This window comes from Marinobacterium zhoushanense (assembly GCF_014641945.1).
Taxonomy (GTDB): domain Bacteria; phylum Pseudomonadota; class Gammaproteobacteria; order Pseudomonadales; family Balneatricaceae; genus Marinobacterium_D; species Marinobacterium_D zhoushanense.
This window is the reverse complement of the sequence record NZ_BMIJ01000001.1, coordinates 398,821-424,677: the sequence shown is the minus strand read 5'-3', so window position 1 is coordinate 424,677 and position 25,857 is coordinate 398,821. Positions and strand designations below refer to the sequence as shown.

Sequence of the window (25,857 nt, the reverse complement as noted above, 5' to 3'; positions counted from 1 at the left end):
GGATGTTTTCTGTTGTTAACCGGCTTTCGCTGCCTTTGACGTCTGCACCCCACAGCCTTTCAGTATCAGCTGGGTCAACTGCTGCGCGGCGGTGTCGTAATCCTGCTGTGACAGGTTGTCCTTGCCGGTGACGCGGGAGATCTGCCAGTCGAAGTCGGCGTAGGTCTGGGTGGCGGCCCAGATGGTGAACAGCAGGTGGTGGGGATCGACCCTGTCCATCAGGCCGCGATCGACCCAGGACTGGATCTTGTTACTGCTCTGGATGGTCTGCTCCATCATCTTCTCGGCGATATCCTCCGGCAGGTGCGGGGCGCCGTGCATGATCTCGCTGGCGAACACCTTGGAGGCGTGGGGGTGCTGCTGGGAGACCTTGATCTTGGCGATGATGTACTGCTCCAGCACGGTGGCCGGGTCGTCATCTTCGTAGAAGGGTTGTGCGGCCTGCAGCAGGGGGTCGATAACGCTCTCGATGACGCTGCGGTACAGGTTCTCTTTGCTCTTGAAGTAGTAGTAGACGTTGGGCTTGGGCAGGCCGGCGCGGTTGGCGATCTCGATGATCTTGGTGGCGGCGTAGCCCTGGTCGGCAAAGATTTCACTGGCAGCCTGGATAATCAGCTCCCGGTTGTGCTCCCTGATTCTGGACATCGATTTCGCAGACTCCTGTTATTGTTGACCGCGGAGTTAAGATGCCGCCAATGGTATCACCCGAGGAAATCCCGCCTCAAGCGGAGGTTACAGGTTGGGGGATGGGGCCGTACGAATAAAAAAAGCCCTGCGGGAACGGCAGGGCTAAATCCAGGGGGAGGTTAGTCGATACGGGCGCCGTTGGCGATCCACATACCGACCAGGTCGCGTTCGGCCTGGGTCATCTGCGTGATGTTGCCCAGCGGCATGCTCTGGGTGGTGATCGCCTGGGACAGAATCTTCGGTGCCTGGGTCTTGATCTGCTGCGCATCGTCGAACATCACGCCGGCCGGTGCGGTGCTGAAACCGGCATAGCTTGGGCTGGATGAGTGGCACACGGTGCAACGCTCGCTGATCACCTGGGATACCTCTGCAAAACTTACCTGCTGATGCTCGCTCTGTACCGCTTTTTGCGGTGCGACGACGAAGGCCAGGGTGACCATGCCCAGTGCCGCGGCGGGCAGGGTCCAGGCGAACTTCTGGCTTTCGTGGCGGGTGTTGAAGTAGTGGCGCACCAGTACGCTCAGCGCCGCGAGGCCCGCCAGTACCGCCCAGTTGAACTCGGCGCCGTAGGTGCTCGGGAAGTGGTTGCTGATCATGATGAACAGCACCGGCAGCGTGAAGTAGTTGTTGTGGCGTGAGCGCAGCAGGCCCTTCGCCGGCAGTACCGGATCCGGCTCACGCCCCTCTTCGATCGCTTTCACCAGTGCACGCTGGGCGGGCATGATCACGCGGAACACGTTACCGACCATGATGGTGCCGATGATGGCGCCGACATGGATAAATGCACCGCGACCGCTGAACACCTGCGACAGGCCCCAGGCGGCGAACACCAGCAGCGCGAACAGCACCAGACCGAGCAGGGCAGGGGTCTTACCCAGCGGCGATTCGCACAGGCCGGTGTAGACCAGCCAGCCGACCACCAGGCTGCCCACGCCGATGGCGATGGCGGCGGCTGAGCTGAGGTCGGAACCCGGCGCCACCAGGTAGAGCTGGGCGTTGAGGTAATACACCACCGCCAGCAGCACGAAGCCGGACAGGAAGGTGGCGTAGGCCTCCCATTTGAACCAGTGCAGCGTCTCCGGCATTTTCGGCGGCGCCAGCTTGTACTTCTCCAGGTGGTAGATACCGCCACCATGAATGGCCCAGAGGTCACCGGACAGGCCCTCGCGCGGATTGCGGCGGTCCAGGTGGTTTTCCAGCCAGACAAAATAGAACGATGCGCCAATCCAGGCGATACCGGTAATCATGTGTACCCAGCGTACGGCCAGGTTGAGCCATTCTGTGATATGGGGATCCATTGTCTACTCCTCATAGTGGGTTGGCCTTGGTGATCTCGCCTGAGGCCAACGCTTATTTTTATGGATGTAGTCCTACGACGCGCCTTAGATTTGCGGGCGTGGTGTTACGCCTGAGCCTTACGGGGTCTGCAGCAGGATCTCGGTTTCGTTGTTGAAAAAGTATTCGTCGCAGTTGTTGCCTTCGCCTTCACGGTCGACGACCAGGAAGTCATCCTCCTCGACGCAGCTGAGCACCGGGTGGTGCCAGACGCCGGTGTGGTAGTTGACCCCCTGGCTGCCGTCGGTGATAAACGCCCGGATCGCGGCCGGATCCGGCTCGTCACCTGCCGGTGCGACCAGCACCAGAAATGGGTTCTGCTTCAGCGGGATAAACGCCTGGCTGCCCAGCGGGTGGCGCTCCAGCATCCGCACCTGCAGTGGCATCGGCGTATGCCTGGCCCTGAAGATGCTGATGATGCCGCGGTCGCCCGCCTTGCCGAGCATCACTTCGGCGAGGCGGTGAAAGCGCTGGGTCGAGCCGTTATTGATCATGAAAAAATCACGATCTCGGGTCTCGATCACATCGCCGAAGGGGGCGAACGCCTCGGCGGTCAGAGGTTCCGGTCGAATGATCAACATGGCGTGCTCCGATCAGTCCGTTACCTTGCCGAACAGGCGCAGTCGGCTGATGCCTCCGTCCGGGAAGATGTTGATGCGGACATGGGTGATTGGGCCGATGCTGTTGATCTGCTCGGTGAACTCATGCTCCTGGTGCATCTCCAGCTTCTGCGCCGGCAGCATCTCTTTCCAGAACAGGCTCTGGGTCTCGATCTGTTCGTCGGTGCCGCCCTTGACGTAGGCTGCCTGGATCGAGCAGCTGTCCGGATAGTTACCCTTGAAGTGCAGGGTGTCGACGACGATGCGGCTGACCTCACCCGGGTGGCCCAGGGCGACGATCACCCAGTCGTTACCCGGGGTACGGCGACGGGCGGTTTCCCAGCCATCACCCATGTTGATGGCGCGGCCCGGGTTGAGGATGTTGCCCTTCTTGCCGAAGTGCTCGTCGCTGCAGGAGAGGGCGCGACCGCCGTTGAGCGATGCGGCCAGGTCGATCTCCTGCTCGCTGCCGACCTTGGACCAGTCCAGGTAGGGGATGCCGTACACGCGCAGGCGCGCGACACCGCCATCCGGGTAGATGTTGAAGCGGATATGAGTCCAGGGACGGTCGTCGTCGATCGCGTGCAGGTGCTGACTGTCGCCCTTCAGGCTGACGGCACCCAGCAGCTCGGTCCACTCGGCGTTGTCGGCCGGATCGCCGTCCGGGCTGTAGCAGGCTTCCAGCGAGGCGGAGGGCGGGAAGTTACCGGTGAAGAAGGAGGTGTCGATATCGACGCCCTTGATCACGCCGGGTACGCCAAGACGGATGATGGTGTAGTCGTAGCCTTCGAAACGCTTGCGGCGCGACTCCCAACCGTCCATCCACTTGCCGTTGTCATCGAACACTCCCTCTTTCCACACCGGGGCTTCGGGCTGCAGCATGCGGTCCACGGCGGCGAACCAGTCGTCGGTAACGAAGATCGACTTGGTGCCGAGGCGGGCGTCGGCCAGGTTGATATATTTCAGGAATGTTGGGTTGCTCATTATTTTCTACCTTACCTGGCGCTTAATTCGCCAATGCGGTTTATGGGGTATCCAGACAGAACAGTTTCAAGCACTACATCGCTTCCAAGCGGAAGCGGGCGATCTTGTTGATCTCCTGTAGCGCGCGGTCGAACTCCTGCTCTGGCGTGTTATGAATTCGCTCTTCGAATGCGGCCAGGATCTGGTGCCGGTTGCTGCCCTTGACCGCCATGATGAACGGGAAACCGAACTTGGCTTTGTAGGCGTTGTTCAGCTCGGTAAAGCGGGCAAACTCTTCGGCGGTACACTCACTGATACCGGCACCCGCCTGTTCGGCGGTGGAGGAGGCGGTCAGCTCGCCGGCGATGGCGGCCTTGCCGGCCAAGTCCGGGTGTGCGTTGATCAGGTCGAGCTGGGCCTGCTGATCGGCGCGCAGCAGGATGCCGGCCATGCGCTGCTGCAGCGCGTCGATCTGGTCGATCTCTTCGGCCGTGCCCTCAGCGAACGCCTGATCGTAGGCCTGCTCGGCGACCCAGGCGGAGTGCTCGTAGATATCGCCGAACTGGCTGACAAACTGCTCTCGGCTCATCTGGCTGGGGGTGCAGCTCTGAAACTTCGCGTCGCTCATTGCTGGCTCTCTCCTGACTGGCTCTCCGGGTTGTAGGGGTGGTGTTCGTGCCAGTGTTTGGCGATCTCGATGCGGCGGCAGAACCAGACCTGCTCGTGGCTGCGGGCGTACTCGAGGAAACGCTCCAGCGCGGCGATGCGGCCCGGACGACCGACCAGACGGCAGTGCAGACCGATCGACATCATCTTCGGTGCTTCCGCGCCTTCGGCATACAGGGTGTCGAAGCTGTCCTTCAGGTACTGGTAGAACTGCTCGCCGCTGTTGAAGCCCTGCGCCGTGGCAAAGCGCATGTCGTTGACATCGAGGGTGTAGGGGATCACCAGGTGGCCCTTGCCTTCGTTGTTTACCCAGTAGGGCAGGTCATCGTCATAGGCGTCGGAGTCGTACATGAAGCCGCCTTCCTCCATCACCAGATTACGGGTGTTGGGGCCGGTGCGGCCGGTGTACCAGCCCAGCGGGCGCTCACCGGTCACGCGCTGGATGATCTCGATGGCGCGAACCAGGTGATCGCGCTCTTCCGACTCATCGGTGTACTGATAGTCGATCCAGCGGTAGCCGTGGCTGCAGATCTCATGGCCGGCTTCGACCATCGCCCTGGCGACCTCGGGGTGGCGCTCGACCGCCATGGCGACGGCAAAGATAGTCAGCGGGATATCGTGTTTCTTGAACAGGCGCAGCAGGCGCCAGACACCGGCGCGGCTGCCATATTCATAGCAGGACTCCATGCTCATGTGGCGCACACCCGGCAGGGCCTGGGCGCCCGGCATCTCGGACAGGAAGGCTTCCGACTCCTTGTCACCGTGGAGGATGCAGCGCTCGCCGCCCTCTTCGTAGTTCAGTACAAAAGAGACAGCGATACGGGCCTGGCCCGGCCACTGTGGGTGCGGTGGGTTCTGGCCGTATCCGATCAGGTCGCGTGGATAGTCGTTACTCACGGCTCGACTCCTTATTAGGCTGAACTGATGGTATGGCAGCTCAGACGGGATAATTCAAACTGGTATGCAATGATTGTATACAATGAATTCTAAATCTTGCAAGTAGGAAGCTGTCTATTGGGTCAAAAAAATTGTACGCCTGCTTCTAATATAGCAGTTCTCACGCCAATGCTTGGGGGCGAAACCGCCTGATATACCGGGTTTCACAGAGTGATATCGTAAAGTGTATACAATAATTCTTTATTCTTGTTTTTTTGGCGTTGGTTGTTCTATAGTGGAGCGAGCTGGCTGGAGAGTGCTTGAGCAGTTCTGGCTGAACAGAAAAAGAAACAGAGGATTTTTGACCTATGGGCTATCTGACGACTCATGTGCTGGACTCGGCTCATGGCTGTCCCGGCCAGAACATACCGGTGGCGCTCTACCGTATTGGCAGCGATCAGAGCCGTGAGCTGATCAAGCGCACACTGACCAACGACGACGGACGCTGCGATCAGCCAGTGCTGGAGGGTGAGGATTTCAGAAAGGGCGTGTACGAGCTGGAATTCAGTGTCGGCGACTACTACCGCCGCCGTGGTGTCGAGCTGCCGGAGCCTGCGTTTCTGGATAACGTGGTGCTGCGCTTCGGCATCGCCGACGAAGCCGAGCACTACCATGTGCCGCTGCTGATCTCGCCCTACAGCTACTCCACCTATCGCGGTAGCTGACATATAGACCGATCAAATGACAAAGCCGCCGGGCACTCCACCCGGCGGTTTTTTGTGGGCTCTTCGCAGACTGTCTTGAAATTGAGGGGCTTGCGCTGGAAGGGACAATATCTCTCCGATATAGGGCTGATGACTTGTCCGAGCGGATCTGTCCGTATCTCCCTATGAGGCCAGTGAGGCCTCTTCTGCCAGTTCGCTGGTCAACGTGAAATGCTGGTTCAGCAGTTTGATGGCGAGTTCGGTATTTCGCGTGACTACCGCTTCCATGATCGCTTTGTGCTCCTCGGCCGGATCCTGACGTGGGTGTCCCGCCTTGTTCGCAAGGTGGCGATGTCGATCCGCATAGTCGAAAAGCTGCTCGTGAAAATCACGGATCCAGCGTGAAGGGCAGGCGGAGATCAAGGCTGAATGGAACTCCCGGTGTAGCACCTCCCAATCACGATCGGGGCCGTCTTTCACCGGATCGACCGGATGACGCCAGAGTCGATAGTAGGCCAGCGCGATCGCTTCCTCCCACTCTTTATCACCGTGGGCAATCGCCTCGCGAATGGCGATCTCGCTGATCCAGCATCGTGTGACGGCCAGCTCCTGAATATCTTCCTTGGTGAGCTCGGTAACGCGAAAGCCCCTTTGATCCGTCTGCTCTACGAGTCTCAGCGCGGCTAAACGGTTAAGGGCCTCCCGAATTGGGCTGGCTCCGACGTCGTAGCGCCTGCGCAGAGCCTCGACCCGCAGCTTCTCGTTTGGCGAGAACACGCCTTCGAGTATATCGCTGCGTAACCGCTCAAAGACCGATGTGGTCAGTGTATTGTGACCGAGTTCTTCGAACTCTTTGATTGCTCGCTTCGCCATTTATCGCCCGTATGAACAAATTTATCGATATTCCAATAGATATGGTTATTAAAATCATTAATCAAGTAAAAAGCAAAAAAACCGGCAGTACCTTTCGGTAAGCTGCCGGACAACGCACGAGGCTGCATTAAAAAACCTCAGTAGCCGGTATTGGACAAGCTGAGGCCGAGGGCTGAAACCTGAAGGGGTTAGCCGGTTCTTGAAGTAGCAAAATCGATAAACCAATCGATGGCGTGCGGATTTGCCAGGGTGTCGCGACTTACGACCTTTTCCACCGGGTGGCCGAGCAATAGCTTCTTGATCGGTACCTCAAGCTTCTTGCCGGTCAGATTGCGGGGAACCTCTGGCACTTGAAGCAGTGCATCGGGCACCATGCGGGCCGAGGCGTTCTGACGAATCGCATCTTTTATGCGCTCGATCAGCGCACTATCCAACGTCAGCCCCTGCTGCAGGCAGACAAACAGTGCCAGGTGAGGCTCACGACCCAGATACTCGAGATCCACCACCAGACTGTCGACGACTTCGGGGACCGCTTCGACGGCAGCATAGATCTCCGCTGTGCCCATGCGGATACCCTGGCGGTTGATCGTGGAGTCGGAACGGCCGTAGATGATGGCGGTGGTCGACTCCCGGCGCGGTATCAGTTTCAGCCAGTCGCCGTGGCGCCAGAGCTTGTTGCCGTCGCGACTGGTGAAGGTGTCGAAGTAGCTTTCCATATAGCGCTGATTACCCTCGTCACCCCAGAAATAGAGCGGCATCGAGGGCAGGGGGCGGGTGCAAACCAGTTCGCCCACGCTGTCGTATACCGGTTGCCCATCGTCATCGAAGGCGTAAACCGATGCGCCCAGCGTTCGGCACTGCATCTCACCGACGTACACCGGCAGGGCGGGGGTACCGTTCAGGAAGGTGCCGGCGATATCGGTGCCACCGGACGCACTGCATAGCCAGATATCCGGATTAACCTGGTTGTAGATCCACCGGTAGGCATCGGGTGCCAACGGCGAGCCTGTAGCACCCAGCGACTTCAGGGCGCTGAGATCGAAGTGTCGCGCCGGATCGAGCCGATGCTTGAGGCAAGTGGCGAAAAACGCGGCGCCACCGCCAAAGAAGCTGATCCGATTCTCGGCCACAAAGCGCCACAGATGATACCAGTCAGCCTCGGGGCCGGGGCCGGCCACATTGCCGTCGTACAGGCATATGGTGGAGCCGGTCAGCAGGCCGCTGATCTGCAGGTTCCACACCATCCAGCCGGTGCTGGAGATCCAGAAGTAGCGCTCGCCGGGGTTGAGGTCGCAGTGGATATCCAGCGACAGCAGCATATTCAGCAGTATGCCGCCATGGCCCTGTACGATCGCCTTCGGTAGGCCGGTAGTGCCCGACGAATAAAGTATCCACAGCGGTTGATCGAACGGCAGCGGTGTCGGTTCGAGTGTTGCGTCACCGGTTATGGCGCTTGTCCAGGTCAGCGCATTGCAGCCTGCGGGAGCCTGAGCGTCCGGCGCTAGCAGGGGTGTCCAGACCACCGTCTCGACGCTGGGTAGGGCATCGATCAGCTGCATGCTCTCCTGACGTTTGTCGAACGTCTTGCCACGGTTGCGGTAGCCGTCGCAGGTGATCAGGATCTTGGGCTGGATCTGGCTGAAGCGGTTGACGATATTGGATACGCCCATCTCCGGGGCGGCGATCGACCAGATAGCGCCGAGGCTCGCCGTAGCGAGAAACCCCACCACGGTATGCGGCACGTTGGGCAGGTAGGCGCATACCCGGTCTCCTTTGCCGACGCCCAGCATGCGCAGGGTGGCGGCGAATGCGGCAACTTGTCGTTCCAGCTCCGCCCAGCTGATCTCACCCTTGCCGCACACCTCGCTGTCATAGACGATGGCGGGGGTGGCGAGGTCGCGATGACGGAAAACCTGTTCGACGAAGTTCAACTCCGCACCTTCGAACCAGCGCGCCCCCGGCATATGGTCGTCCGCTAGCACGCGCGCGTACGGAGTGGTCGCCTGGATATCGTAGTACTCCCATAGCGCCGCCCAGAAGCCTTCGGCATCCTCTATCGACCAGCGCCACAGCGCATCGTAGTTGTCAAACTCGAGCCCTCGGTTGTCGGCCAGCCAGCGCTGCAGAGCGGTCAGCCTCGATGCCTGGATCCGCTCGGGGGCGGGGGTCCAGATCGGCTGATCGCTGAATTCGCTTATCTGCTGATCCCCGGTCTGTTTATCCCTGTTCTGCATATTCATAGTCGCCTCACACCGCCTCAAACAAACCGGCTGCACCCATGCCGCCACCGATACACATGGTGACTACCAGGTATTTTCCGCCACGCCGCCGCAGCTCCAGCAGGCCCGAACCGACCAGACGGGCGCCGGAGACGCCATAGGGGTGACCCAGGGCAATGGCGCCGCCGTTGACGTTGAGACGATCCAAGGGGATGCGGAGTATGTCGGCACAGTGGAGGGTCTGTACGGCGAACGCTTCGTTGAGTTCCCAGAGGTCGATATCGTTGATGCTCAGACCGTGCCTGGCCAGCAGCTTGGGTATCGCATAGATCGGGCCTGCACCCATGGTATCGGGTTCGCAGCCGGCGACGGCAAAGCCGACGAAGCGACCTAGAGGCCTCACCCCCAGATACTCGGCATATGGGGCGCTGGTGACGACCGTAGCGACGGCGCCGTCGGAGAGCTGACTGGCATTTCCTGCCGTGACGACGCCGCCGTCGATGACCGGCAGCAGATTCGCCAGCCCCTCGGTTGTGGTGTTGGGGCGGATCCCCTCATCCCGGTCTACGAGCACGTCACGAGTTTCAATCCGTTCGCGGGTCTTCGGGTCGAAGATATCCATCCGGGTGTTGAGCGGTACGATCTCTTCGTCGAATAGTCCGTTGCGCGAGGCTGCCGCCGCCAGCTGCTGGCTGCGAAGCGCATACTCATCCTGTCGTTCACGGCTGATGTCCAAGCGCCTGGCGAGCTCTTCCGCCGTTCGAATCATCTCCCAGTAGACACTAGGGCGCGCCTCCTTGAGCACTGGATCTTCCAGCATATGACGGTTCATATGCGGGGCTACAGCGCTGATCGACTCGACGCCACCGGCGACATAACTCTCGCCTTCACCGGTGGCAACACGCTGTGCCGCCAGTGCGATCGCCTGCAGGCCGCTGCTGCAGAAGCGGTTGATGGTCATACCGCTGACGCTGTCCGGACAACCGCTCAGATGTGCTGCCTGGCGGGCGATGTTGAAGCCGGTGGTGCCTTCAGGGAAGCCACAGCCGAGGATGATGTCTTCGATCCTGTCTGCCGGTATTCCCGCGGCTGCTATAACTGCCTGTATCGGTGCCGCTGCCAGTGTGGCGCCGTGCGTGGCGTTGAACCCGCCGCGAAACGCCTTGGTCAAGGCGGTCCGTGAGTAGGCAAGGATGACAGCTTCGTTCATGGACACTCTCCTTGTGCGGGAGTCGGGTGCTGAGATCTGATTCGAGTCATATTGTTATATTTATCGATTAATTGGCTTTAAAACATTTGAAATCGATAAAAGTTCAAAGTCAAGTGATCATCTCTGCCCCTTGTCGTCTGACGGCCTTTTTCAGCATCCAAGCCTGTTTCACGTGCAGTGGTTGAGCTGTCGAAACACGCTGCCATGGCTGAGATCATGGTATTAAACTCGATTTAATTTGCTTAAAGTTGATTTTATCGATAAAAATTGCCATTATCCAAGTCGAACTGGCTGGGAATGACTGCCAAGCGACCCATTAGCGACGCCCAAACAGAGGATAAAAAGAAGATGTCGGTAATTAACGTTAAAGATATCGCCTATGTGCGGTACCAGGCGCCCGATCTGGATGCGATGGAAAGCTTTCTTAAGGATTTCGGCATGAGTGTCGCCCATCGCAGCGACGACGCCCTGTATATGCGCGGTTGCGGTGAGCAGCCCTTCGTCCATGTGACGGAAAGAGGCGAGCGCAAGACGCTCGGCTTCGGGCTACTGGCACAGAGCGAGGCGGATCTGGCGAAACTGGCGGCGCACCTCGGCAGCGAAGTGGAGCGTGTGACGGAGCCGGGCGGCGGCAAGCGGGTGCGCGTGCAGGATCCAGACGGTAACCAGATTGATGTGATCTACGGCTTCGAACCCGTGGAGCGGGTGTCGGTGCGTGAGCCGGTGTTGATGAATCCGGCTTCGGGGCGCCAGCGTTTCGGTGAGGTGGTACGTATTCCGCCGGGGCCTTCCCATGTCATGCGTTGCGGCCATATTGCGTTGCTGGTGGCCGATTTCAGCCGCAGTTTTGCGTTCTACCGCGAGATCTTCGGTTTCGCGCCCTCCGATACCTACTATGCCGGCGCGCCGGAAAATGTTGTCGCGGCATTCATGCACTGCGACCTGGGCGATCAGTTCACCGATCACCACACGCTGGCGCTGATCGGTGCCCAGGATGGCGTGGCACGTTTCGATCACACCGCGTTCGAGGTGATCGATCTGGACGATCTGATGCGGGGCAACGAGCACCTGGCCAAGAACGCGCATGAACACTCTTGGGGTGTGGGTCGCCACGTGCAGGGCAGTCAGTTGTTCGATTACTGGCGCGATCCCTTCGGTCACAAGGTCGAGCACTGGACCGATGGCGATTTGGTGAATCGGCACACCCCGGTCAACTCTGCGGCGCTGAGTGGTGGTGAGCTGTGTCAGTGGGCTCCGGAGCTGAAGCCAGAATTTTTTAAGTAACTGAAGCGCCAGTCAGGACGGGCCTGAAAAGAGAGAGAGTTCATGAAATTAGCACGTTATACCTACAACAACCGTACCTCCGTTGGTCTCGTTGCCGACGGTCGTATCTACGATATTCCTGCAGCGTTACCTCATGTGCCGGCGAATATCCGCGAAATCTTCGCTGCCGGCCGGGGCATGCTCGACGAGATCGCTCGCGAGCTGCCGGGTGCCCGCAAGGGTCTGGCGTTGGATGAGGTGCGGCTGGAAGCGCCGATAAACGATCCGCAGAAATATATGGCGATCGGTATGAACTATCATGACCATGCGGAGGAGGCGCGGGCGGCCGGTATCCCCATCCCGACCACTCAGCTCTGGTTCAACAAGCAGGTGTCCTGCATCACCGGCCCGTATCATCCGGTGGTCAAGCCAAAGGTGTCGGATCGCCTCGATTATGAGGCCGAGATGGGTGTCGTCATTGGCAAGCGTTGTCGCTATGTCAGTGAAGCGGATGCGCGCAGTGTGGTGGCAGGGTACTTCGTCTCCAACGACATGACGGCACGCGACTGGCAGGCGGCCAGCCCCACCTTTACGCTGGGCAAATCGTTCGATACCCACGGCCCGATCGGACCCTGGATCGTCACGGACGATGAGATTGAGGATCCGCATGATCTGGAGATGCGACTCTCCGTCAATGGCGAGCCGCGCCAGAAATCCTCGACCGGTGGCATGATCTACAACATCTGGCAGCAGATCAGCCACCTGTCACAGGTGATGACGCTGGAGCCGGGCGATCTGATCGCTACCGGTACCTGTGCCAACGTCGGTATTGCGCTGGACAAATTCCTGCAGCCGGGCGATGTGGTACGGGTGGAGATCGACAAGCTGGGTCACATCGAGAACACCATCGTCGACGAGTGATCCGGGGCTTGTTCCCAAACAGACGCACCCTAAGGAAAGCCCCTCACCAGGGTGCGTCTGTGCAAAAAAATAAAAACATGGCCTGACCGTGAGCTGTTCGCGGCGCAGGAGCAGGTGTTCGATGAAAGAGTTGGTTCTAAAAACAATACTGTTCGCGCTTGGTCCGGTGGTGAACCGCTCCGCCAAGAAGAGCGAAGAGTTCCGCACATTCCTGTCCCGGCATAACTGTATCGCCCAGATCGGTTTGAAAGATGGCAGCATCAGCCGCTTTTACGCGATCCGGGACGGCAAGATCACCGCGTCGTCCAAGGCGCCAGGCAAGCCGGACGTTTCCCTGCTGTTCAAGGATGTGGAAACCGCGCTTGAGCTGATGAACGCTAATCCGGATATGGGCGAGGTGGTCCATGCCGCGAAGAACTTCAAGGTGATGTTCATCGGCCCCGACCCGCTGTGCGTCTGGTTCGGCCAACTGCTCAATGCCTCGCAGCAGTGTCTGATCGAAAAGGGCACGCTCATGCCCGACGGCTCGCGCCGCTTTACCACGCTGACCAACGGTGGCCCGCTGTTCGTCCATGTGAAGGATGACAAGATTCTGCGGGTCACTCCGATCGAATTTGATGCCAAGGATGCCGACAGCTGGAGCATCGACGCACGCGGCAAGCGCTTTACCCCCAAGCGCAAGGCCACGGTGGCACCCCACGCCATGTCGATGAAGTCGGTGGTTTACTCCGACAAGCGCGTGCTGTATCCGATGAAGCGCGTCGACTTCGACCCGAATGGCGAGCGCAATCCGCAAAACCGTGGCATCAGTGGTTACGAGAGGATCAGCTGGGACGAGGCGCTGGATATCGTCTCCAGCGAGATCAAGCGTCAGAAGCAGAAATACGGTCCCGGCTCGATGACCATCGCCCATGGCTCCCACCATCAGTGGGGCAATGTGGGCTACTACCTCTCCTCGCTGCTGCGCTTTGGCAACCTGATCGGCTTTACCCGCCTGTCGCTGAATCCGGATAGCTGGGAGGGCTGGTACTGGGGCGCCCAGCACCACTGGGGTCACAGTCAGCGGGTCGGTATAGCGGGCAACTACGGCACGGTGGAGGACTGCCTGCAGGAAGCGGAAATGATGGTGTTCTGGTCCTGCGACGCCGAGTCCACCAACGGTGGCTACATGGGCTTCGAAGGCACCCAGCGCCGGCTCTGGGCGAAGGAGCTCGGCATCGAGTTCGTGCATATCGACCCCCACTATAACCCGACCGCCCAGCTGCTGGGCGGGCGCTGGATTCCGATCAAGCCCACCACCGATCCGGCGCTGGCGCAGGCGATCATGTATGTCTGGGTGACGGAGGGACTCTACGACCAGGAGTATGTGGCGCAACGTACCACCGGCTTCGAGGAGTGGCGCGATTACCTGCTCGGTAAGGAGGACGGCACGCCGAAAACGCCGGAGTGGCAGGAGCCGGAAACCGGCGTTCCGGCAAGGGTGGTACGCGCCCTGGCACGACAGTGGGGCGGCAAGAAGACCTACCTGGCCGCCGGCGCCAACGGCAGCGGATTTGGCGGTGCCGGGCGCGGCGCAACCGGTGCCCAGTGGGCGCGCTGCATGGTGATGATGATGGCGATGCAGGGCCTCGGCAAACCGGGGGTGAACATGGGTAACCTGCAGGCGGGCACGCCACTGGATCACGAGTTCTATTTCCCCGGTTATGCCGATGGCGGCATATCCGGCGAACTGGTGTTCAACGGCAACGCCGTCAACAACTACCAGAAGATGCCGCATGTGATCACCATGAACCCGGTGCGGCAGATGATTCCGAAGCAGCAGCTGCCCGAGGCGATCATCAACGGCAAGGCCGAGGGCTATCTGTGGGATGGCGTGGCAACCGAGCTACAGTTCGCGCCGTTCCAGTACCCGATGCCCGGCTACTCGCCGATCCATATGATCTACAAGTATGGCGGTTCCTACTTCAGCACCCTCACCGAATCCAGTCGGATGGTAGAAGCCTACCGGCATGACAGTATCGACTGCGTGGTCAACCAGTCGATCTGGATGGAGGGCGAGGCCCAGTTCGCCGACATCATTCTGCCCGCCTGTACCGCGTTCGAGCGTTACGACATCGGCGAGTGGGCAGCCGGTGGCGGCTATCTGCCGCACGGCTTCAACGGCACCAACCACCGCATCGTTGCGCTGCAGCACAAATGCATCGAGCCACGGGGCGAGTCGAAATCGGACTATGAGATCTTCAGCCTGATCCTGCAGCGTCTGGGGTTGGGGGCGATCTTTAACGAGGGCTGCTCGGAGCTTGACTGGTGCAAGCGGGTATTCAACTCCAGCGACGTGTCGAAACGGATCAGTTGGAAAGAGTTCTGCAAAAAGGGCTACTACGTGGTGCCGGCGGAGAAACCGGCGTTGCGCTCGCCGGTGAACTTCCGCTGGTTTGCCGAAGGGCGAATGAAGGATATCCAGGAAGCGATGCCACTGCCGTCACAATGGGCCGAGGATTTCGGCAAGGGGCTGCAGACGCCCAGCGGCAAGCTCGAATTCATGCCGGAAACACTCAAGCGCTCGGACCCGAACAACCCGGAGCGTCCGGTGCTGAACCGCTACATCCCGGCCTGGGAGGGCCCGCACAGCAAGGAGCTGTTCGGCAAGTATCCACTGCAGATGATCGCCACCCACTCGCGTTACAGCTTCCACACCCATGTGGATGGCAAGAACGGCTTTACCCAGGATATTACCGATCACCGTGTCTGCATCGGCGGCCACTACTACTGGCTGGTACGACTCAATGCCCGGGATGCCGAGGCGCGGGGAATTGCGCACGGTGATCTGGTCAAGGTGTTCAACGACCGTGGCGCGATTCTGTGCGCGGCCCATGTCACCTCCGGCGTGGCCAACGGCGTGGTGAAATCGTTCGAGGCCAGTGCCGAGTATGACCTGCGTGAACTAGATGGCGAGCAGCTGGAGGTGGGCGGCTGCATGAATATCCTGACGCCGTCACGCTCGCAGCAGCGCGGCACAAGCAGCATGTCACCGAACTCCTGCCTGGTCGAGGTGATGCGCTGGGATGGCAGCCGGCCTGGCGATGCAACCAGCAAAACAGATGGCGTTCAGGAGGCGGCCCATGGATAAGTGGAATCTGATTGTCGACGTGGCGCAGTGCCATAACTGCAACAACTGTGTTTTGGCGGCCAAGGACGAGTATGTCGGAAACGAGTTTCCCGGCTATTCAGCGTCCCATCCCAAACAGGGGAGAGGCGTGATCGCCATCGACAGCACCTACCGCGGCAGTTCCGCGATGGTTGACGTGGCGCACAGGCCGAAGCTGTGCCAGCACTGCGATAACGCGCCCTGTGTGGCAAAAGGCCAGGGCGCGGTGAGCAAGCGTCCCGATGGCATCGTCATTTTCGATCCGGTCAAGGCGAAGGGGCGCAAAGACCTGGTGGAGGTCTGCCCCCATGGTGCGGTGATCTGGAACGAGGAGCTGGAGTTACCGCAGAACTGGATCTTCGACGCCCATCTGCTGGATCAGGGCTGGAATATGCCGCGCTGTGAGCAGGTCTGTCCGACCGGTGCGATTAGCTCGGTGAAAGTCTCGGACGAGAAGATGCAGGCGCTGGTCCAGGAGCTGGGGCTGGAGGTGGAGCGGGCGGAACTCAAGCCGCGGGTCTACTTCAAGAATCTGTACCGTGAAACCCAGGTGTTCATCGGCGGCAGCCTGCAGCTTGAGCGTGACGGTTTGCTCGATTGTGCCGCTCAGGTTGAGGTCGCTCTGGTCAAGGAGGGGCAGGAACTGGCCAGGACCACGAGCGATCTGTTCGGTGATTTCCGTTTCGACGGGCTGGAGCCGAACAGTGGTGTGTACTGCCTGGAGATAAGTGCTGCGCCGGGGGATGCGAAGACTGTCCAGTGCGATCTCAAAGCGGAAAGTATTGTTCTTGAGCCCTTTACCCTCTAACGCATCAATTCCCACAGGGCGCTCCGCTTCTGCGCCAGCGCCCTTGACTACGTAACTGCAACCGAGGCTTTGGGGCACCGCCGAAAGCTGCCCTTTATCAGTCTTATGTAAGTGGCAACAGCCACCAATAGAGAGGTTTTGTTATGACTTGCGAGATTAACCCTGGGTCACGCTACCGTATGCCAGTCGTGTTTGGACCCGCCGTTGGTCCACGCCAGCATCCTGAAGGCCGGATGTGGAAACCGGAAGAAACCGGGACGATGAATGCGGACTGGATGCGGGTCGCTTATCGCACTGATCCGGCGAAACTGGAACGCCTGCTGCCGCCCGGGTTCAAGCTGCGCGGCGAGCCGATTCTGTCGGTGTCCTGTGCCTGGTTCCGCAATCTCTACTGGATTGCGGGTCGGGGCTACGGGATCTTGTCGCTGGACTTCCCGGTGACCTATGTCGGCAAGGAGGAGACCATTGACGGCAACTTCTGCCCGATCATCTGGGAAGGCCGTCCGGATGCGATCCTGACCGGCCGAGAGGAGCTGGGCTTTCCGAAGATGTTCGCCGAATTCCCCGAGATCGACTGGGACCGCGACACGGGCCGTGCCAGCTGCTCGGCCAGCTGGATGGACTTCACCTTCTTCAATATCGAATTGTCCGACCTGGTCGAGGAGCAGAACCCGGCCAAGGTGCTGCCCGGCTCCGATGGCGGTCCGCAGCTCTATTACAAATATATGCCGCGCACCAGCCCGTTCGGACGCGACGGTGCCGATGTAGAGTATGTCTGCTGCGGTGCGCCCAAGGGCGCATCGACAGCCAATATCGTCATGGACGATTTCGACTATCGCCGCTGGAGCGGCAAAGGTGCTGTGCAGTGGAACAAGGCGACCTTCGAGCAGCTGCCGCTGCAGTTCCCGTTCGTGAATACCATCGCCGATCTCGACATCCTCGAGGTGGTAGAAGCTGAACTGGTCAGCTTCTCCGGTCCCGGTATCGCGATCTCCACCAACACGATGCGGGTCGTAGAGCCGGCCTAAGCACGTTTTATAGAGGAAGTGGCGATGAAATTTGAACGCATCAATCCAATGACCGGAGAGGTCGCCTCGAGCGCCGAGGCGATGCAGGCGTCGGATATCCCGGCGATTGCAGCCAAGGCACAGGCAGGCTTTGTCGAGTGGTCGAAGCAGGGCCCCAATGCCCGACGCGCGGTGCTGATGAGGGCCGCCGATGCGCTGGAAGCACGGCGGGACGACTTCGTTGCCGCAATGATGAGCGAGATCGGCGCCACAGCCGGCTGGGCGATGTTCAATCTAAGCCTGGCGGCCGGCGTCGTGCGTGAGGCGGCGGCCATGACCACTCAGATCACCGGCGATGTGATCCCGTCCGACAAGCCGGGCTGTCTGGCCATGGCGTTGCGCGAGCCGGTGGGCGTGATCCTGGGCATTGCTCCCTGGAATGCGCCGATCATCCTGGGTGTGCGTGCCATCGCCGTGGCGCTGGCGTGCGGCAACAGCGTCATCCTCAAAGCGAGCGAGCAGTGTCCGCGCACCCATGCGCTGATCGTCGAGGCGTTTGCCGAGGCGGGGTTCCCCGAAGGCGTGGTCAATGTTGTCACTAATGCGCCCGAGGATGCGGGCGAGGTGGTCGGTGCGCTAATCGACGCACCCGAGGTCAAGCGGATCAACTTCACCGGTTCGACCGCAGTCGGCAAGATCATCGCCAAGCGCGCGGCCGAACACCTGAAGCCGGTGTTGCTGGAGTTGGGCGGAAAGGCACCGATGCTGGTGCTGGAAGATGCCGATCTTGACGAAGCAGTGAAAGCGGCGGCGTTCGGTGCCTTCATGAACCAGGGGCAGATCTGCATGTCGACGGAGCGGCTCATTGTGGTTGAATCCGTCGCCGATGCCTTCGCGGCAAAGTTTGCCGAAAAGGTTGCGGGCATGCCGGTAGGCGATCCGCGTGAGGGCAATACGCCCCTGGGTGCGGTGGTGGATGCCAAAACGGTCGCCCATTGTCTTGGTCTGATCGACGACGCCCTGGCCAAGGGGGCGCAGCTGCTCACTGGCGGCGAGACCTCCCAGAGCGTGCTGATGCCGGCCCATGTTGTCGACAGGGTCACGCCGGAGATGAAGCTGTTTCGTGACGAGAGCTTCGGCCCAGTTGTCGGCATCGTTCGCGCTCGCGACGAGGCGCACGCGATCGAGCTGGCCAACGACACTGAATATGGTTTGTCTGCCGCTGTCTTCACCCTAGACACGGCACGTGGGCTCAGGGTGGCGCGACAGATCCAGTCGGGTATCTGTCATGTTAACGGTCCCACTGTACATGACGAGGCACAGATGCCATTCGGCGGTATGAAAGCGTCCGGCTACGGACGATTCGGCGGCCGGGCGGGGATCGACGCTTTTACTGAACTGCGTTGGATCACCGTCGAAACCGAACCCGGTCACTTCCCGATCTGATCTTTGACCCTACTACCCAAGCATTAACCGAGAGGCACACGCATGCAGGTCTTGATGCCCGCATGCGTGATGCCGATCGCATCACCTGTCGATCTCCATTCTAAATAAATATCGATAAAACTAGAACATCGGTCATTATCTGCCTATTGGTCCCGTCTTAATGGTCCATTATCGGGTTCATTCAAGCCGTTTTTTGTCAAAAACAGTGAAATAACGCTGTTTCTCTGTCTATTGTTTGCTTGAAAAGCGACTAAAATCGAGTAATATTGTCTTTAGGTGAATTTATCGATAAAAATAGTGATTCGCCTGCAGAGAACACCACCGGATAGTGGTTCAACTGGCTTGTAACTTGGTGTGGCCCCCGGATGGCTCGCACAAATAACAATAAATTGGCGGTAGCGGAAAGGATCCGTGAAGCTCAAGCGAGGTAAAACATGAAAGGTGCTGTAACGAAAACTGCATCAAAGCGCTTCCGACGCTCGAAACTCAGTCTGATGGTTGGTGGCGTAATTTCAGGAATATTGACGGCAGGAACGGCGTGCGCCTTCCAGATCGATACCTCCAATCCAGACCTGAACATTCGCTGGGATAATACCCTCAAGTACAGCTCGGCCTGGCGTGTCGGCGAACGCGACGACAACCTGACGGATCAGGTAAACGCCAACGATGCGAACCTGAACTTCGATCGCGGTCTGATCTCGAATCGTGCCGATCTGCTGTCCGAGCTGGACCTGCAATATGGCGATTTCGGCATGCGACTCAGTGCGGCAGGTTGGTATGACGATGTCTATCAGGGCAGTAACGATCATCCCAATGACGGGACATCAAACCTCTCTTCCGTTGACTACAACGAATTCAGTGATGAAGCGAAAAAGATTCACGGTGGCGATGTCGAGCTGCTCGACGCATTCCTGTCCACCCGCTTTGAAGCTGGGGATGCGCTGGGTTTGGTGCGCCTCGGTCAATTTGGACAGGTGTGGGGTGAAAGTCTGTTCTTTGGCGCCAACGCCATTGCCGGCGGTATGGCGCCAGTGGACGTGGTCAAACTCGCTTCGGTTCCCGGTACGCAGTTCAAGGAGGCGATTCGGCCTGTTAAGCAGCTCTCTGGCCAGGTTCTGCTGACCCCGGAAATTTCGATGTCCGCCTACTACCAGTTCGAGTGGGAGGGTAACCGGCTGCCGGTGGCGGGAAGCTATTTTGGCGGTTCCGATACGGTGCCGGATGGCGAGTCGATCATACTCGGACCGGGGTTGACTGCGAACCAGCTGTCACATGATGAAGCGAAAAACTCGGGGCAGGGTGGTATTCAGCTGCGCATCATGGGCGAGGAGACCGACTACGGCCTCTATCTGATCCGTTTCCATAGCAAGAACTTCCAGCAGGTAGTTAACCTGGGGGTTGTGCCGTTTGTCGGGCCGGCACCGGTCTCCTATCGCCAGGTCTACCACGAGGGGATCACGGCTGTGGGTGCCAGCGCGAGCCGAACCTTTGGTGACGTGAACCTGGCAGCCGAGGTGTCCTATCGCCACAATCAGGATCTGGCAAGCACCAATGCGCTCGATCTGAGCGGCTTGGGCGGTCCGGCAACCGATAATAGCGACAACCCCGCGTACGCCGTCGGCAACACGGCGCATATCAACCTTTCTGCACTCTGGTCTCTGCCCCCCAACGCCCTGTTCAGGGAAGGTGACTTCGTCGGTGAAATCGCCTGGAACCGCGTGCTGAACGTAACCAAGAATGAGGGAGCGCTTGATCCCAACGCCACGCGCGACGCGGTGGCGCTGCGCTTCAAGGTGGAGCCGAAATACCGCCAGGTAACCTCGGGTCTGGATCTGAGTGTGCCAGTGGTGGTTGGCTGGGCGCCTAAGGGGTCTCGTTCCATGGCGCTTGGGCCGGGAGCCTTCCCTGCTGACGGTGGCGGCGATATCTCCGTCGGATTGAATGCCGTCTACCTCGACAGTTGGCGCCTGGGCGTGAACTACACCCACTACTTCGGTGATAGTGACGAATTCCTGACCTCAAGCAGTAACTACAGCTACCAGCAATACATGAAAGATCGTGACTTTGTGAGCTTCTCGATCAATCGCACCTTCTAAGGAGATGCTGCAATGAAAACTATAATAACGGCCCATTTTCGAACCCTGTCCCTGCTTGCCGCCATGCTGCTTGGCGTGCCGACGATCGCCGGTGCCGCTACCGCTGAACAGGCGGAACGTCTCAAGGGTGAACTGACTCCCTTTGGTGCCGAGCGTGCCGGAAATGCAGACGGAAGTATTCCCGCCTGGGATGGCGGCTATCAGAATCAGGACGAGGGGCTTGGTGCCGACGGTCGACGGATCGATCCGTTCGCCGCTGACAAACCGCTGTTCTCGATTACTGGCGCCAATATGGCTGAGTACGCCGATAAGCTTTCGGACGGTATGAAGGCGATGCTGCAGAAATACCCAGACTTCCGCATGGATGTGTATCCCACTCGGCGTACTGCAGCGGCGCCTCAGTGGGTCTACGACAACACTTTCACTAATGCCACCGTTGCCAAGCTGGCAGAGGGTGGAGCAGGCGCTCAGCCCGAACTCGCCTACGGTGGTATCCCTTTCCCCATTCCCGAGAACGGGATCGAAGCAGTGTGGAACCATGAACTGCGCTGGCGTCCGGCAGCGCTGAATATAGACCGTTTTCATGGCTACACGCTGACCAGTGATGGCCAGAAGGTGATGGTGTTGGAGTCAAGCAACGAAGAGCAGGCTCCTTACTACGAACAGAACGAACGTGCCGACTTCGACTCGGAGTACTGGCTGGTGCGTTCGATCAACTCGGGGCCGCCGATCCGGGCAGGTGAGGGGATCATCGGACGTCTTAACCTGGATGAGAGTAAAACCGGCACCTGGGTTTATCTGACCGGCCAGCGTCGCGTTCGCAAATTGCCGAACTCCTGCTGCGATACTCCCACGCCGTTTTCAGCGGGTAACGTGAGCTTCGATGAGGTCAATGTATTCAGCTCGCGCAAGGATCGGTTTGACTGGAAGCTGGTGGGTAAGCAGGAGATGTACATTCCGTACAACGGCAACAGGATTCTGACCCCGGCAAGTGACGACGAAGTACTGGGCGATCACTATCTCAATCCCGATTATGTGCGTTGGGAGTTGCACCGTGTGTGGGTGGTGGAAGCAACCTTGAAAGAGGGCGAGCGACACACCTCGCCGCGTACCCGCTACTACCTGGATGAGGATACCTGGCGTGCGGCGCTGGCCGACCGCTGGGATTCCAGCGGTGCGCTTTGGAGGGTGCCGTTCATGGTACCGATCACACTGCCTGAAGTGCCCGCCAGCGTAGGCCTGGTCTGGGGTGTCTACGATCTGACCTCCGGCACCGCGTTCATCAACCGTCTGATGAATGAAAGCCCGTCGCAGATCCGTGTTGTTGAGAAGCATAAGGACGGCATCTTCACACCTGCGGGTTTGATCGGAGCGAGCCTGCGCTAATCGATGGGATGCGGCATAGAGAGTACCGGCCCATACAGGGCTGGTACTCATCGAACAATAAAATCCCGGCTTGTCCGGCTGTCACCGGGGTTCCATCTAGTGGCTCGATTTATGCGAAAAAAAACTAATCTCAGTCGCACAGGGATGCGCTATGGCGTGTCTGCATTGAGTGGGCTGTTATTGACATTGACTGTCGCTGCTCACGGCGAGATAGCGCCGCCCATGTCACGCCCTGCGACCGACATTGCACCATCCGTCATGCCCCGGCTGATCCTGCAGGATATCGACCTGGTTGGCGGGCGCCTGATCGGCGTGGGCGAGTATGGGGCGATCGTCTGGAGCGATGACCGGGGTGCTCATTGGCAGCAGGCTGACGTGCCGGTATCGGTCGGGTTGAATGCGATCGCGATGCAGGACGCAGTAAACGGCTGGGCGGTCGGGCATGCAGGGGTGGTGCTGTCGACAGAAGATGGCGGCGCCAGTTGGCACCAGGTCTTGGATGGTGTTAGCGCTGCGCAGCTGCTGCTGATCGAAGCCGAACAGTTGGCCGACAAGGGTGAACTGGATGATCTGCGTTTGACGATGGCCCGACTGTCTTTGCAGGACGGTGCGGATAAACCCTTTTTCGATATCGCCATAACGGAAGGTAAACGCCTGATTGCCGTGGGGGCGTTCAACCTCGCATTTGCCACTGATGACGCTGGTACGACCTGGAAACCCCTCTCCTACGCTCTTCCCAACCCGATGGAATCGCACCTGTACGCGGTGGATGCTCGGGGGGCAACCGTTTTTATCGCCGGTGAATTTGGTCTGGTGATGCGTTCTGTTGATGGGGGGCATTCGTTCCAGGCTTTGGAAACCCCCTATCAGGGGAGCTTTTTCGATATCGCCTACAACGGTCGCGACCTGGTGGTCGCTGGGCTGCGCGGCAACGTTTTCCTATCCCGTGACGCTGGCGATAGCTGGCAGCAGGTCGAGGGCGGTGGTACGGCGTCGGTCTCCGCGGTGGAGTCTCTTGCCGATGGCGCGTTTCTATTAACCGACCAGGCGGGGCAGTTGTGGCGACTGGAACCGGGTGCAGAAGTTGACCTGCACTATTCACGACTGGAGATCGAGGCCCTGCCGCCGGCCAGCGATGCCGTGCTGGTCGATAATGAACAACTTTTTGTGACTGGCATGGGCGGTACTGTCGGTCCTTTGACCATGCCGACGATGGTGGCAGGGAGCGGTAAACCATGAAGTACCCGAGCCAGGAAATAAGTGTGATCGAAGAGATCGATTTCGACCGCAGCAGTGGCACTCTGGTGGAGCGGGTGCTGTTCAACAATCGCTTGGTGGTTGTGCTGACCTGCCTGCTGGTCACTCTGGTACTGGGTTACCAGGCGTTCAACCTGCGATTTAATTCCAGCTACGAGAAGACCATCCCCGGCCATCATCCATTCGTGCTGGCGTTTCGCGAGCACGCTGATGATCTGACCGGACTCGGTAATGCGGTTCGGGTCGCCGTGGAAACCCGCCAGGGTGGTATCTACGATGCCGCCTATATGGAAACCCTGCGCAAGATCAGCGATGAGCTGTTTCTCGTGCCCGGTGTGGATCGACGCTACATGAAGTCGATCTGGACTCCGAATACCACCTGGATGGGGGTAACGGAAACGGGGCTTGAAGGGGGGCCGGTTATCCCGCGTGGCTTCAAGGGCGAGCCTGAGGATCTGGTCCAACTGCGGGCCAATGTGGCGCGCTCCGGCACTATCGGCCAGATCGTGGCGCAGGATGAGCGCTCCAGCGTGATATATGTACCCCTGCTGGCTCAGCTGCCGGACGGTAGCGAGCTGGATTACAGTGCATTAGCGCGCACCCTGGAGGATATCCGCAACCGTTACCAGTCGGATGATATCCATATCCACATCACCGGTTTCGCGAAGATCGTCGGTGACCTGATCGATGGCCTGTATCAGATTCTCGCCTTCTTTGCCGGTGCGATCATGCTCGCCGGCGCTATCGTATTCTGGTATACGCGCTGTATTCGCAGCACCGTTCTGGTTGTGCTCAGTTCAATCATTGCGGTTACCTGGCAATTGGGCTTGCTGCCGACCCTCGGATTTGTGTTGGACCCTTACTCGATCCTGGTGCCTTTTCTGGTGTTCGCCATTGGCATGAGCCATGGTGCGCAGAAGATGAACGGCATCATGCAGGATGTGGGACGCGGCATGAGCAAGTATATTGCTGCCCGATATACCTTCCGTCGCTTGTTCATCGCCGGCCTGACCGCCCTGCTGGCGGATGCGGTGGGCTTCGCCGTACTGCTGGTGATCGATATCCAGGTCATCCGCGAGCTGGCGATCGCCGCCTCGATCGGTGTCGGCGTACTGATTTTTACCAACCTGATTTTACTGCCGATCCTGCTCTCCTATGTCGGAGTCTCTCCGCGAGCAGCCGAGCGCAGCCTGCGTGCCGAAACAGCGGATAAGCTCGGCGAGGCCAAGCACCCACTGTGGCGTTTTCTCGATCATTTTACCGAGCGGCGCTGGGCCGGCAGAGCGATAGTCGTTGCGGTGCTACTGGCTATGGCGGGGCTCTATACCAGCCAGTCGCTGAAGATCGGTGACCTGGATCCGGGGGCGCCGGAGCTGAACCCGGATAGCCGTTACAACCAGGATGTGGCGTTTATGAACAGTGCCTATGGCGCCAGCAGCGACCTGTTTGCCGTCATGGTCGAGACACCCAAGGACCAGTGCAGCCGCTACGATACCCTGATGAAACTGGACGCGCTGGAGTGGTCGCTGCGGCAGCTTCCGGGCGTCGAGTCGACCAACAGCATGGCCCAAGTGACCCGCCGGGTGATCGTTGGCCTCAGCGAGGGCAATTTCAAATGGAATGACCTGGTAGCCAACCAGGCGATGCTGAACTCGGCTACCACCTATGTGCCACGCGGCGTCTATAACGATGCCTGTGACCTGCTGACCCTCTTTGTCTACCTTGCCGATCACAAGGCGGGGACTCTGGAACGGGTTGTCGACCATGTCGCCGCTTTCGCTGCCGAGAACAACACTGAGGATGTGCACTTCGTCATGGCCGCCGGCAGGGCTGGCATCGATGCAGCGACCAACGAGGTGGTCCATAACGCCTGGAACCTGATGCTGTTGCTGGTCTACGGTGCGGTGGTCTTGCTCTGCTTTATCACCTTCCGCTCCTGGCGGGCCGTGGTGGTGGCTATCTTACCGTTGATGTTGACCTCGATCCTCGCTGAAGCGCTGATGGTGGTACTCGGCATAGGGGTCAAGGTCGCAACTCTGCCGGTGATTGCGCTGGGGGTCGGCATCGGTGTCGACTATGCGCTCTATATCCTCACCGTCACGCTGACCGGACTGCGTTTCGGACAAAGCCTGTCGGAAGCGTATTACCGCGCCCTGCTGTTTACCGGCAAGGTCGTGATCCTGACCGGCATCACGCTGGCGGTGGGGGTGGGCACCTGGGCGTGGTCACCGATCAAATTTCAGGCCGATATGGGTGTGCTGCTCACCTTTATGTTCCTGTGGAACATGCTGGGTGCTCTGATCCTGATTCCGGCGCTGTGCCACTTCATACTGCCCGAGCTGAAAGCTCCTCGGGGTCAGGTAGTGGCTCAGGCTGATTGAACGGGCTTGATG

20 protein-coding genes are annotated in these 25,857 nt (G+C 59.4%); 11 read left to right on the top strand and 9 right to left on the bottom strand.

Annotated elements, in window-relative coordinates; genetic code table 11:
* Nucleotides 1-15: 15 nt before the first annotated feature.
* The 6 genes from IEX40_RS02005 to puuE all read right to left on the bottom strand — a co-directional run bounded on the left by IEX40_RS02005 (nucleotide 16) and on the right by puuE (nucleotide 5,147).
* Complete coding sequence (locus IEX40_RS02005; protein ID WP_188745428.1) at nucleotides 16-645, bottom strand: TetR/AcrR family transcriptional regulator; 630 nt, start codon at nucleotides 643-645, stop codon at nucleotides 16-18.
* Between the two features lie 161 nt (nucleotides 646-806).
* Nucleotides 807-1,985: a urate hydroxylase PuuD gene (locus IEX40_RS02000; RefSeq protein WP_188745427.1), complete on the bottom strand. Its 1,179-nt coding sequence runs from the start codon at nucleotides 1,983-1,985 to the stop codon at nucleotides 807-809.
* 117 nt (nucleotides 1,986-2,102) lie between these two features.
* Nucleotides 2,103-2,603 carry an ureidoglycolate lyase gene (locus IEX40_RS01995; RefSeq protein ID WP_188745426.1) on the bottom strand — a complete coding sequence of 167 codons (501 nt, stop codon included), beginning with the start codon at nucleotides 2,601-2,603 and terminating at the stop codon, nucleotides 2,103-2,105.
* A gap of 12 nt (nucleotides 2,604-2,615) precedes the next feature.
* Nucleotides 2,616-3,605 carry an allantoicase gene (alc, locus tag IEX40_RS01990; RefSeq protein ID WP_188745425.1) on the bottom strand — a complete coding sequence of 330 codons (990 nt, stop codon included), beginning with the start codon at nucleotides 3,603-3,605 and terminating at the stop codon, nucleotides 2,616-2,618.
* Between the two features lie 73 nt (nucleotides 3,606-3,678).
* On the bottom strand, nucleotides 3,679-4,212 hold the full coding sequence (gene uraD / locus IEX40_RS01985; protein ID WP_188745424.1) for a 2-oxo-4-hydroxy-4-carboxy-5-ureidoimidazoline decarboxylase: 534 nt from the start codon (nucleotides 4,210-4,212) through the stop codon (nucleotides 3,679-3,681).
* Nucleotides 4,209-5,147 carry an allantoinase PuuE gene (puuE, locus tag IEX40_RS01980; RefSeq protein WP_188745423.1) on the bottom strand — a complete coding sequence of 313 codons (939 nt, stop codon included), beginning with the start codon at nucleotides 5,145-5,147 and terminating at the stop codon, nucleotides 4,209-4,211. The genes uraD and puuE overlap by 4 nt, the downstream gene beginning before the upstream one ends.
* Before the next feature lie 347 nt (nucleotides 5,148-5,494).
* On the opposite strand from puuE, the gene uraH reads away from it, so the two are divergent.
* Nucleotides 5,495-5,851, top strand: a complete 357-nt coding sequence (gene uraH / locus IEX40_RS01975) for a hydroxyisourate hydrolase (protein WP_188745422.1) — start codon at nucleotides 5,495-5,497, stop codon at nucleotides 5,849-5,851.
* Between the two features lie 162 nt (nucleotides 5,852-6,013).
* Here uraH and IEX40_RS01970 read toward each other — a convergent pair whose 3' ends face one another.
* From IEX40_RS01970 to IEX40_RS01960, 3 genes are all read right to left on the bottom strand, one after another.
* Nucleotides 6,014-6,703 (bottom strand): GntR family transcriptional regulator, encoded by a 690-nt coding sequence (locus IEX40_RS01970; RefSeq protein ID WP_188745421.1) that lies wholly within the window; start codon nucleotides 6,701-6,703, stop codon nucleotides 6,014-6,016.
* 188 nt (nucleotides 6,704-6,891) lie between these two features.
* On the bottom strand, nucleotides 6,892-8,937 hold the full coding sequence (locus IEX40_RS01965; RefSeq protein WP_188745847.1) for an acetoacetate--CoA ligase: 2,046 nt from the start codon (nucleotides 8,935-8,937) through the stop codon (nucleotides 6,892-6,894).
* Nucleotides 8,938-8,950: 13 nt separating this feature from the next.
* Entirely contained in the window at nucleotides 8,951-10,132 is a 1,182-nt protein-coding gene (locus IEX40_RS01960) for an acetyl-CoA C-acyltransferase (RefSeq protein ID WP_188745420.1), read from the bottom strand.
* Between the two features lie 348 nt (nucleotides 10,133-10,480).
* Here IEX40_RS01960 and IEX40_RS01955 point away from each other — a divergent pair, with 348 nt between their 5' ends.
* The 10 genes from IEX40_RS01955 to IEX40_RS01910 all read left to right on the top strand — a co-directional run bounded on the left by IEX40_RS01955 (nucleotide 10,481) and on the right by IEX40_RS01910 (nucleotide 25,845).
* Complete coding sequence (locus IEX40_RS01955; protein WP_188745419.1) at nucleotides 10,481-11,416, top strand: VOC family protein; 936 nt, start codon at nucleotides 10,481-10,483, stop codon at nucleotides 11,414-11,416.
* A 42-nt stretch (nucleotides 11,417-11,458) separates the two neighbouring features.
* A complete protein-coding gene (locus IEX40_RS01950) occupies nucleotides 11,459-12,316 on the top strand; it encodes a fumarylacetoacetate hydrolase family protein (protein WP_188745418.1) in 858 nt (285 codons plus the stop codon).
* Between the two features lie 121 nt (nucleotides 12,317-12,437).
* Nucleotides 12,438-15,446, top strand: a complete 3,009-nt coding sequence (locus tag IEX40_RS01945) for a molybdopterin-dependent oxidoreductase (protein ID WP_188745417.1) — start codon at nucleotides 12,438-12,440, stop codon at nucleotides 15,444-15,446.
* A complete protein-coding gene (locus IEX40_RS01940; RefSeq protein ID WP_188745416.1) occupies nucleotides 15,439-16,272 on the top strand; it encodes a 4Fe-4S dicluster domain-containing protein in 834 nt (277 codons plus the stop codon). Before IEX40_RS01945 ends, IEX40_RS01940 begins: the two co-directional genes overlap by 8 nt.
* Before the next feature lie 143 nt (nucleotides 16,273-16,415).
* Entirely contained in the window at nucleotides 16,416-17,300 is an 885-nt protein-coding gene (locus IEX40_RS01935; RefSeq protein ID WP_188745415.1) for an acetoacetate decarboxylase family protein, read from the top strand.
* Between the two features lie 24 nt (nucleotides 17,301-17,324).
* Nucleotides 17,325-18,725, top strand: a complete 1,401-nt coding sequence (locus tag IEX40_RS01930; RefSeq protein ID WP_188745414.1) for an aldehyde dehydrogenase — start codon at nucleotides 17,325-17,327, stop codon at nucleotides 18,723-18,725.
* A 434-nt stretch (nucleotides 18,726-19,159) separates the two neighbouring features.
* Nucleotides 19,160-20,821 carry a DUF1302 domain-containing protein gene (locus tag IEX40_RS01925; protein ID WP_188745413.1) on the top strand — a complete coding sequence of 554 codons (1,662 nt, stop codon included), beginning with the start codon at nucleotides 19,160-19,162 and terminating at the stop codon, nucleotides 20,819-20,821.
* A gap of 12 nt (nucleotides 20,822-20,833) precedes the next feature.
* Nucleotides 20,834-22,207, top strand: coding sequence for a DUF1329 domain-containing protein (locus IEX40_RS01920; protein ID WP_188745412.1), 1,374 nt, complete (start codon nucleotides 20,834-20,836; stop codon nucleotides 22,205-22,207).
* 222 nt (nucleotides 22,208-22,429) lie between these two features.
* Nucleotides 22,430-23,446: a WD40/YVTN/BNR-like repeat-containing protein gene (locus IEX40_RS01915; RefSeq protein ID WP_188745411.1), complete on the top strand. Its 1,017-nt coding sequence runs from the start codon at nucleotides 22,430-22,432 to the stop codon at nucleotides 23,444-23,446.
* A complete protein-coding gene (locus IEX40_RS01910; RefSeq protein ID WP_188745410.1) occupies nucleotides 23,443-25,845 on the top strand; it encodes an efflux RND transporter permease subunit in 2,403 nt (800 codons plus the stop codon). The genes IEX40_RS01915 and IEX40_RS01910 overlap by 4 nt, the downstream gene beginning before the upstream one ends.
* Nucleotides 25,846-25,857 lie beyond the last annotated feature (12 nt).

What these genes read in the sequence shown, in the direction of transcription:
- IEX40_RS02005 (WP_188745428.1), bottom strand. Translation starts at nt 645, where the DNA reads ATGTCCAGAATCAGGGAGCACAACCGGGAGCTGATTATCCAGGCTGCC.
- IEX40_RS02000 (WP_188745427.1), bottom strand. Translation starts at nt 1,985, where the DNA reads ATGGATCCCCATATCACAGAATGGCTCAACCTGGCCGTACGCTGGGTA.
- IEX40_RS01995 (WP_188745426.1), bottom strand. Translation starts at nt 2,603, where the DNA reads ATGTTGATCATTCGACCGGAACCTCTGACCGCCGAGGCGTTCGCCCCC.
- alc (WP_188745425.1), bottom strand. Translation starts at nt 3,605, where the DNA reads ATGAGCAACCCAACATTCCTGAAATATATCAACCTGGCCGACGCCCGC.
- uraD (WP_188745424.1), bottom strand. Translation starts at nt 4,212, where the DNA reads ATGAGCGACGCGAAGTTTCAGAGCTGCACCCCCAGCCAGATGAGCCGA.
- uraH (WP_188745422.1), top strand. Translation starts at nt 5,495, where the DNA reads ATGGGCTATCTGACGACTCATGTGCTGGACTCGGCTCATGGCTGTCCC.
- IEX40_RS01970 (WP_188745421.1), bottom strand. Translation starts at nt 6,703, where the DNA reads ATGGCGAAGCGAGCAATCAAAGAGTTCGAAGAACTCGGTCACAATACA.
- IEX40_RS01965 (WP_188745847.1), bottom strand. Translation starts at nt 8,937, where the DNA reads ATGCAGAACAGGGATAAACAGACCGGGGATCAGCAGATAAGCGAATTC.
- IEX40_RS01960 (WP_188745420.1), bottom strand. Translation starts at nt 10,132, where the DNA reads ATGAACGAAGCTGTCATCCTTGCCTACTCACGGACCGCCTTGACCAAG.
- IEX40_RS01955 (WP_188745419.1), top strand. Translation starts at nt 10,481, where the DNA reads ATGTCGGTAATTAACGTTAAAGATATCGCCTATGTGCGGTACCAGGCG.
- IEX40_RS01950 (WP_188745418.1), top strand. Translation starts at nt 11,459, where the DNA reads ATGAAATTAGCACGTTATACCTACAACAACCGTACCTCCGTTGGTCTC.
- IEX40_RS01945 (WP_188745417.1), top strand. Translation starts at nt 12,438, where the DNA reads ATGAAAGAGTTGGTTCTAAAAACAATACTGTTCGCGCTTGGTCCGGTG.
- IEX40_RS01940 (WP_188745416.1), top strand. Translation starts at nt 15,439, where the DNA reads ATGGATAAGTGGAATCTGATTGTCGACGTGGCGCAGTGCCATAACTGC.
- IEX40_RS01935 (WP_188745415.1), top strand. Translation starts at nt 16,416, where the DNA reads ATGACTTGCGAGATTAACCCTGGGTCACGCTACCGTATGCCAGTCGTG.
- IEX40_RS01930 (WP_188745414.1), top strand. Translation starts at nt 17,325, where the DNA reads ATGAAATTTGAACGCATCAATCCAATGACCGGAGAGGTCGCCTCGAGC.
- IEX40_RS01925 (WP_188745413.1), top strand. Translation starts at nt 19,160, where the DNA reads ATGAAAGGTGCTGTAACGAAAACTGCATCAAAGCGCTTCCGACGCTCG.
- IEX40_RS01920 (WP_188745412.1), top strand. Translation starts at nt 20,834, where the DNA reads ATGAAAACTATAATAACGGCCCATTTTCGAACCCTGTCCCTGCTTGCC.
- IEX40_RS01915 (WP_188745411.1), top strand. Translation starts at nt 22,430, where the DNA reads ATGTCACGCCCTGCGACCGACATTGCACCATCCGTCATGCCCCGGCTG.
- IEX40_RS01910 (WP_188745410.1), top strand. Translation starts at nt 23,443, where the DNA reads ATGAAGTACCCGAGCCAGGAAATAAGTGTGATCGAAGAGATCGATTTC.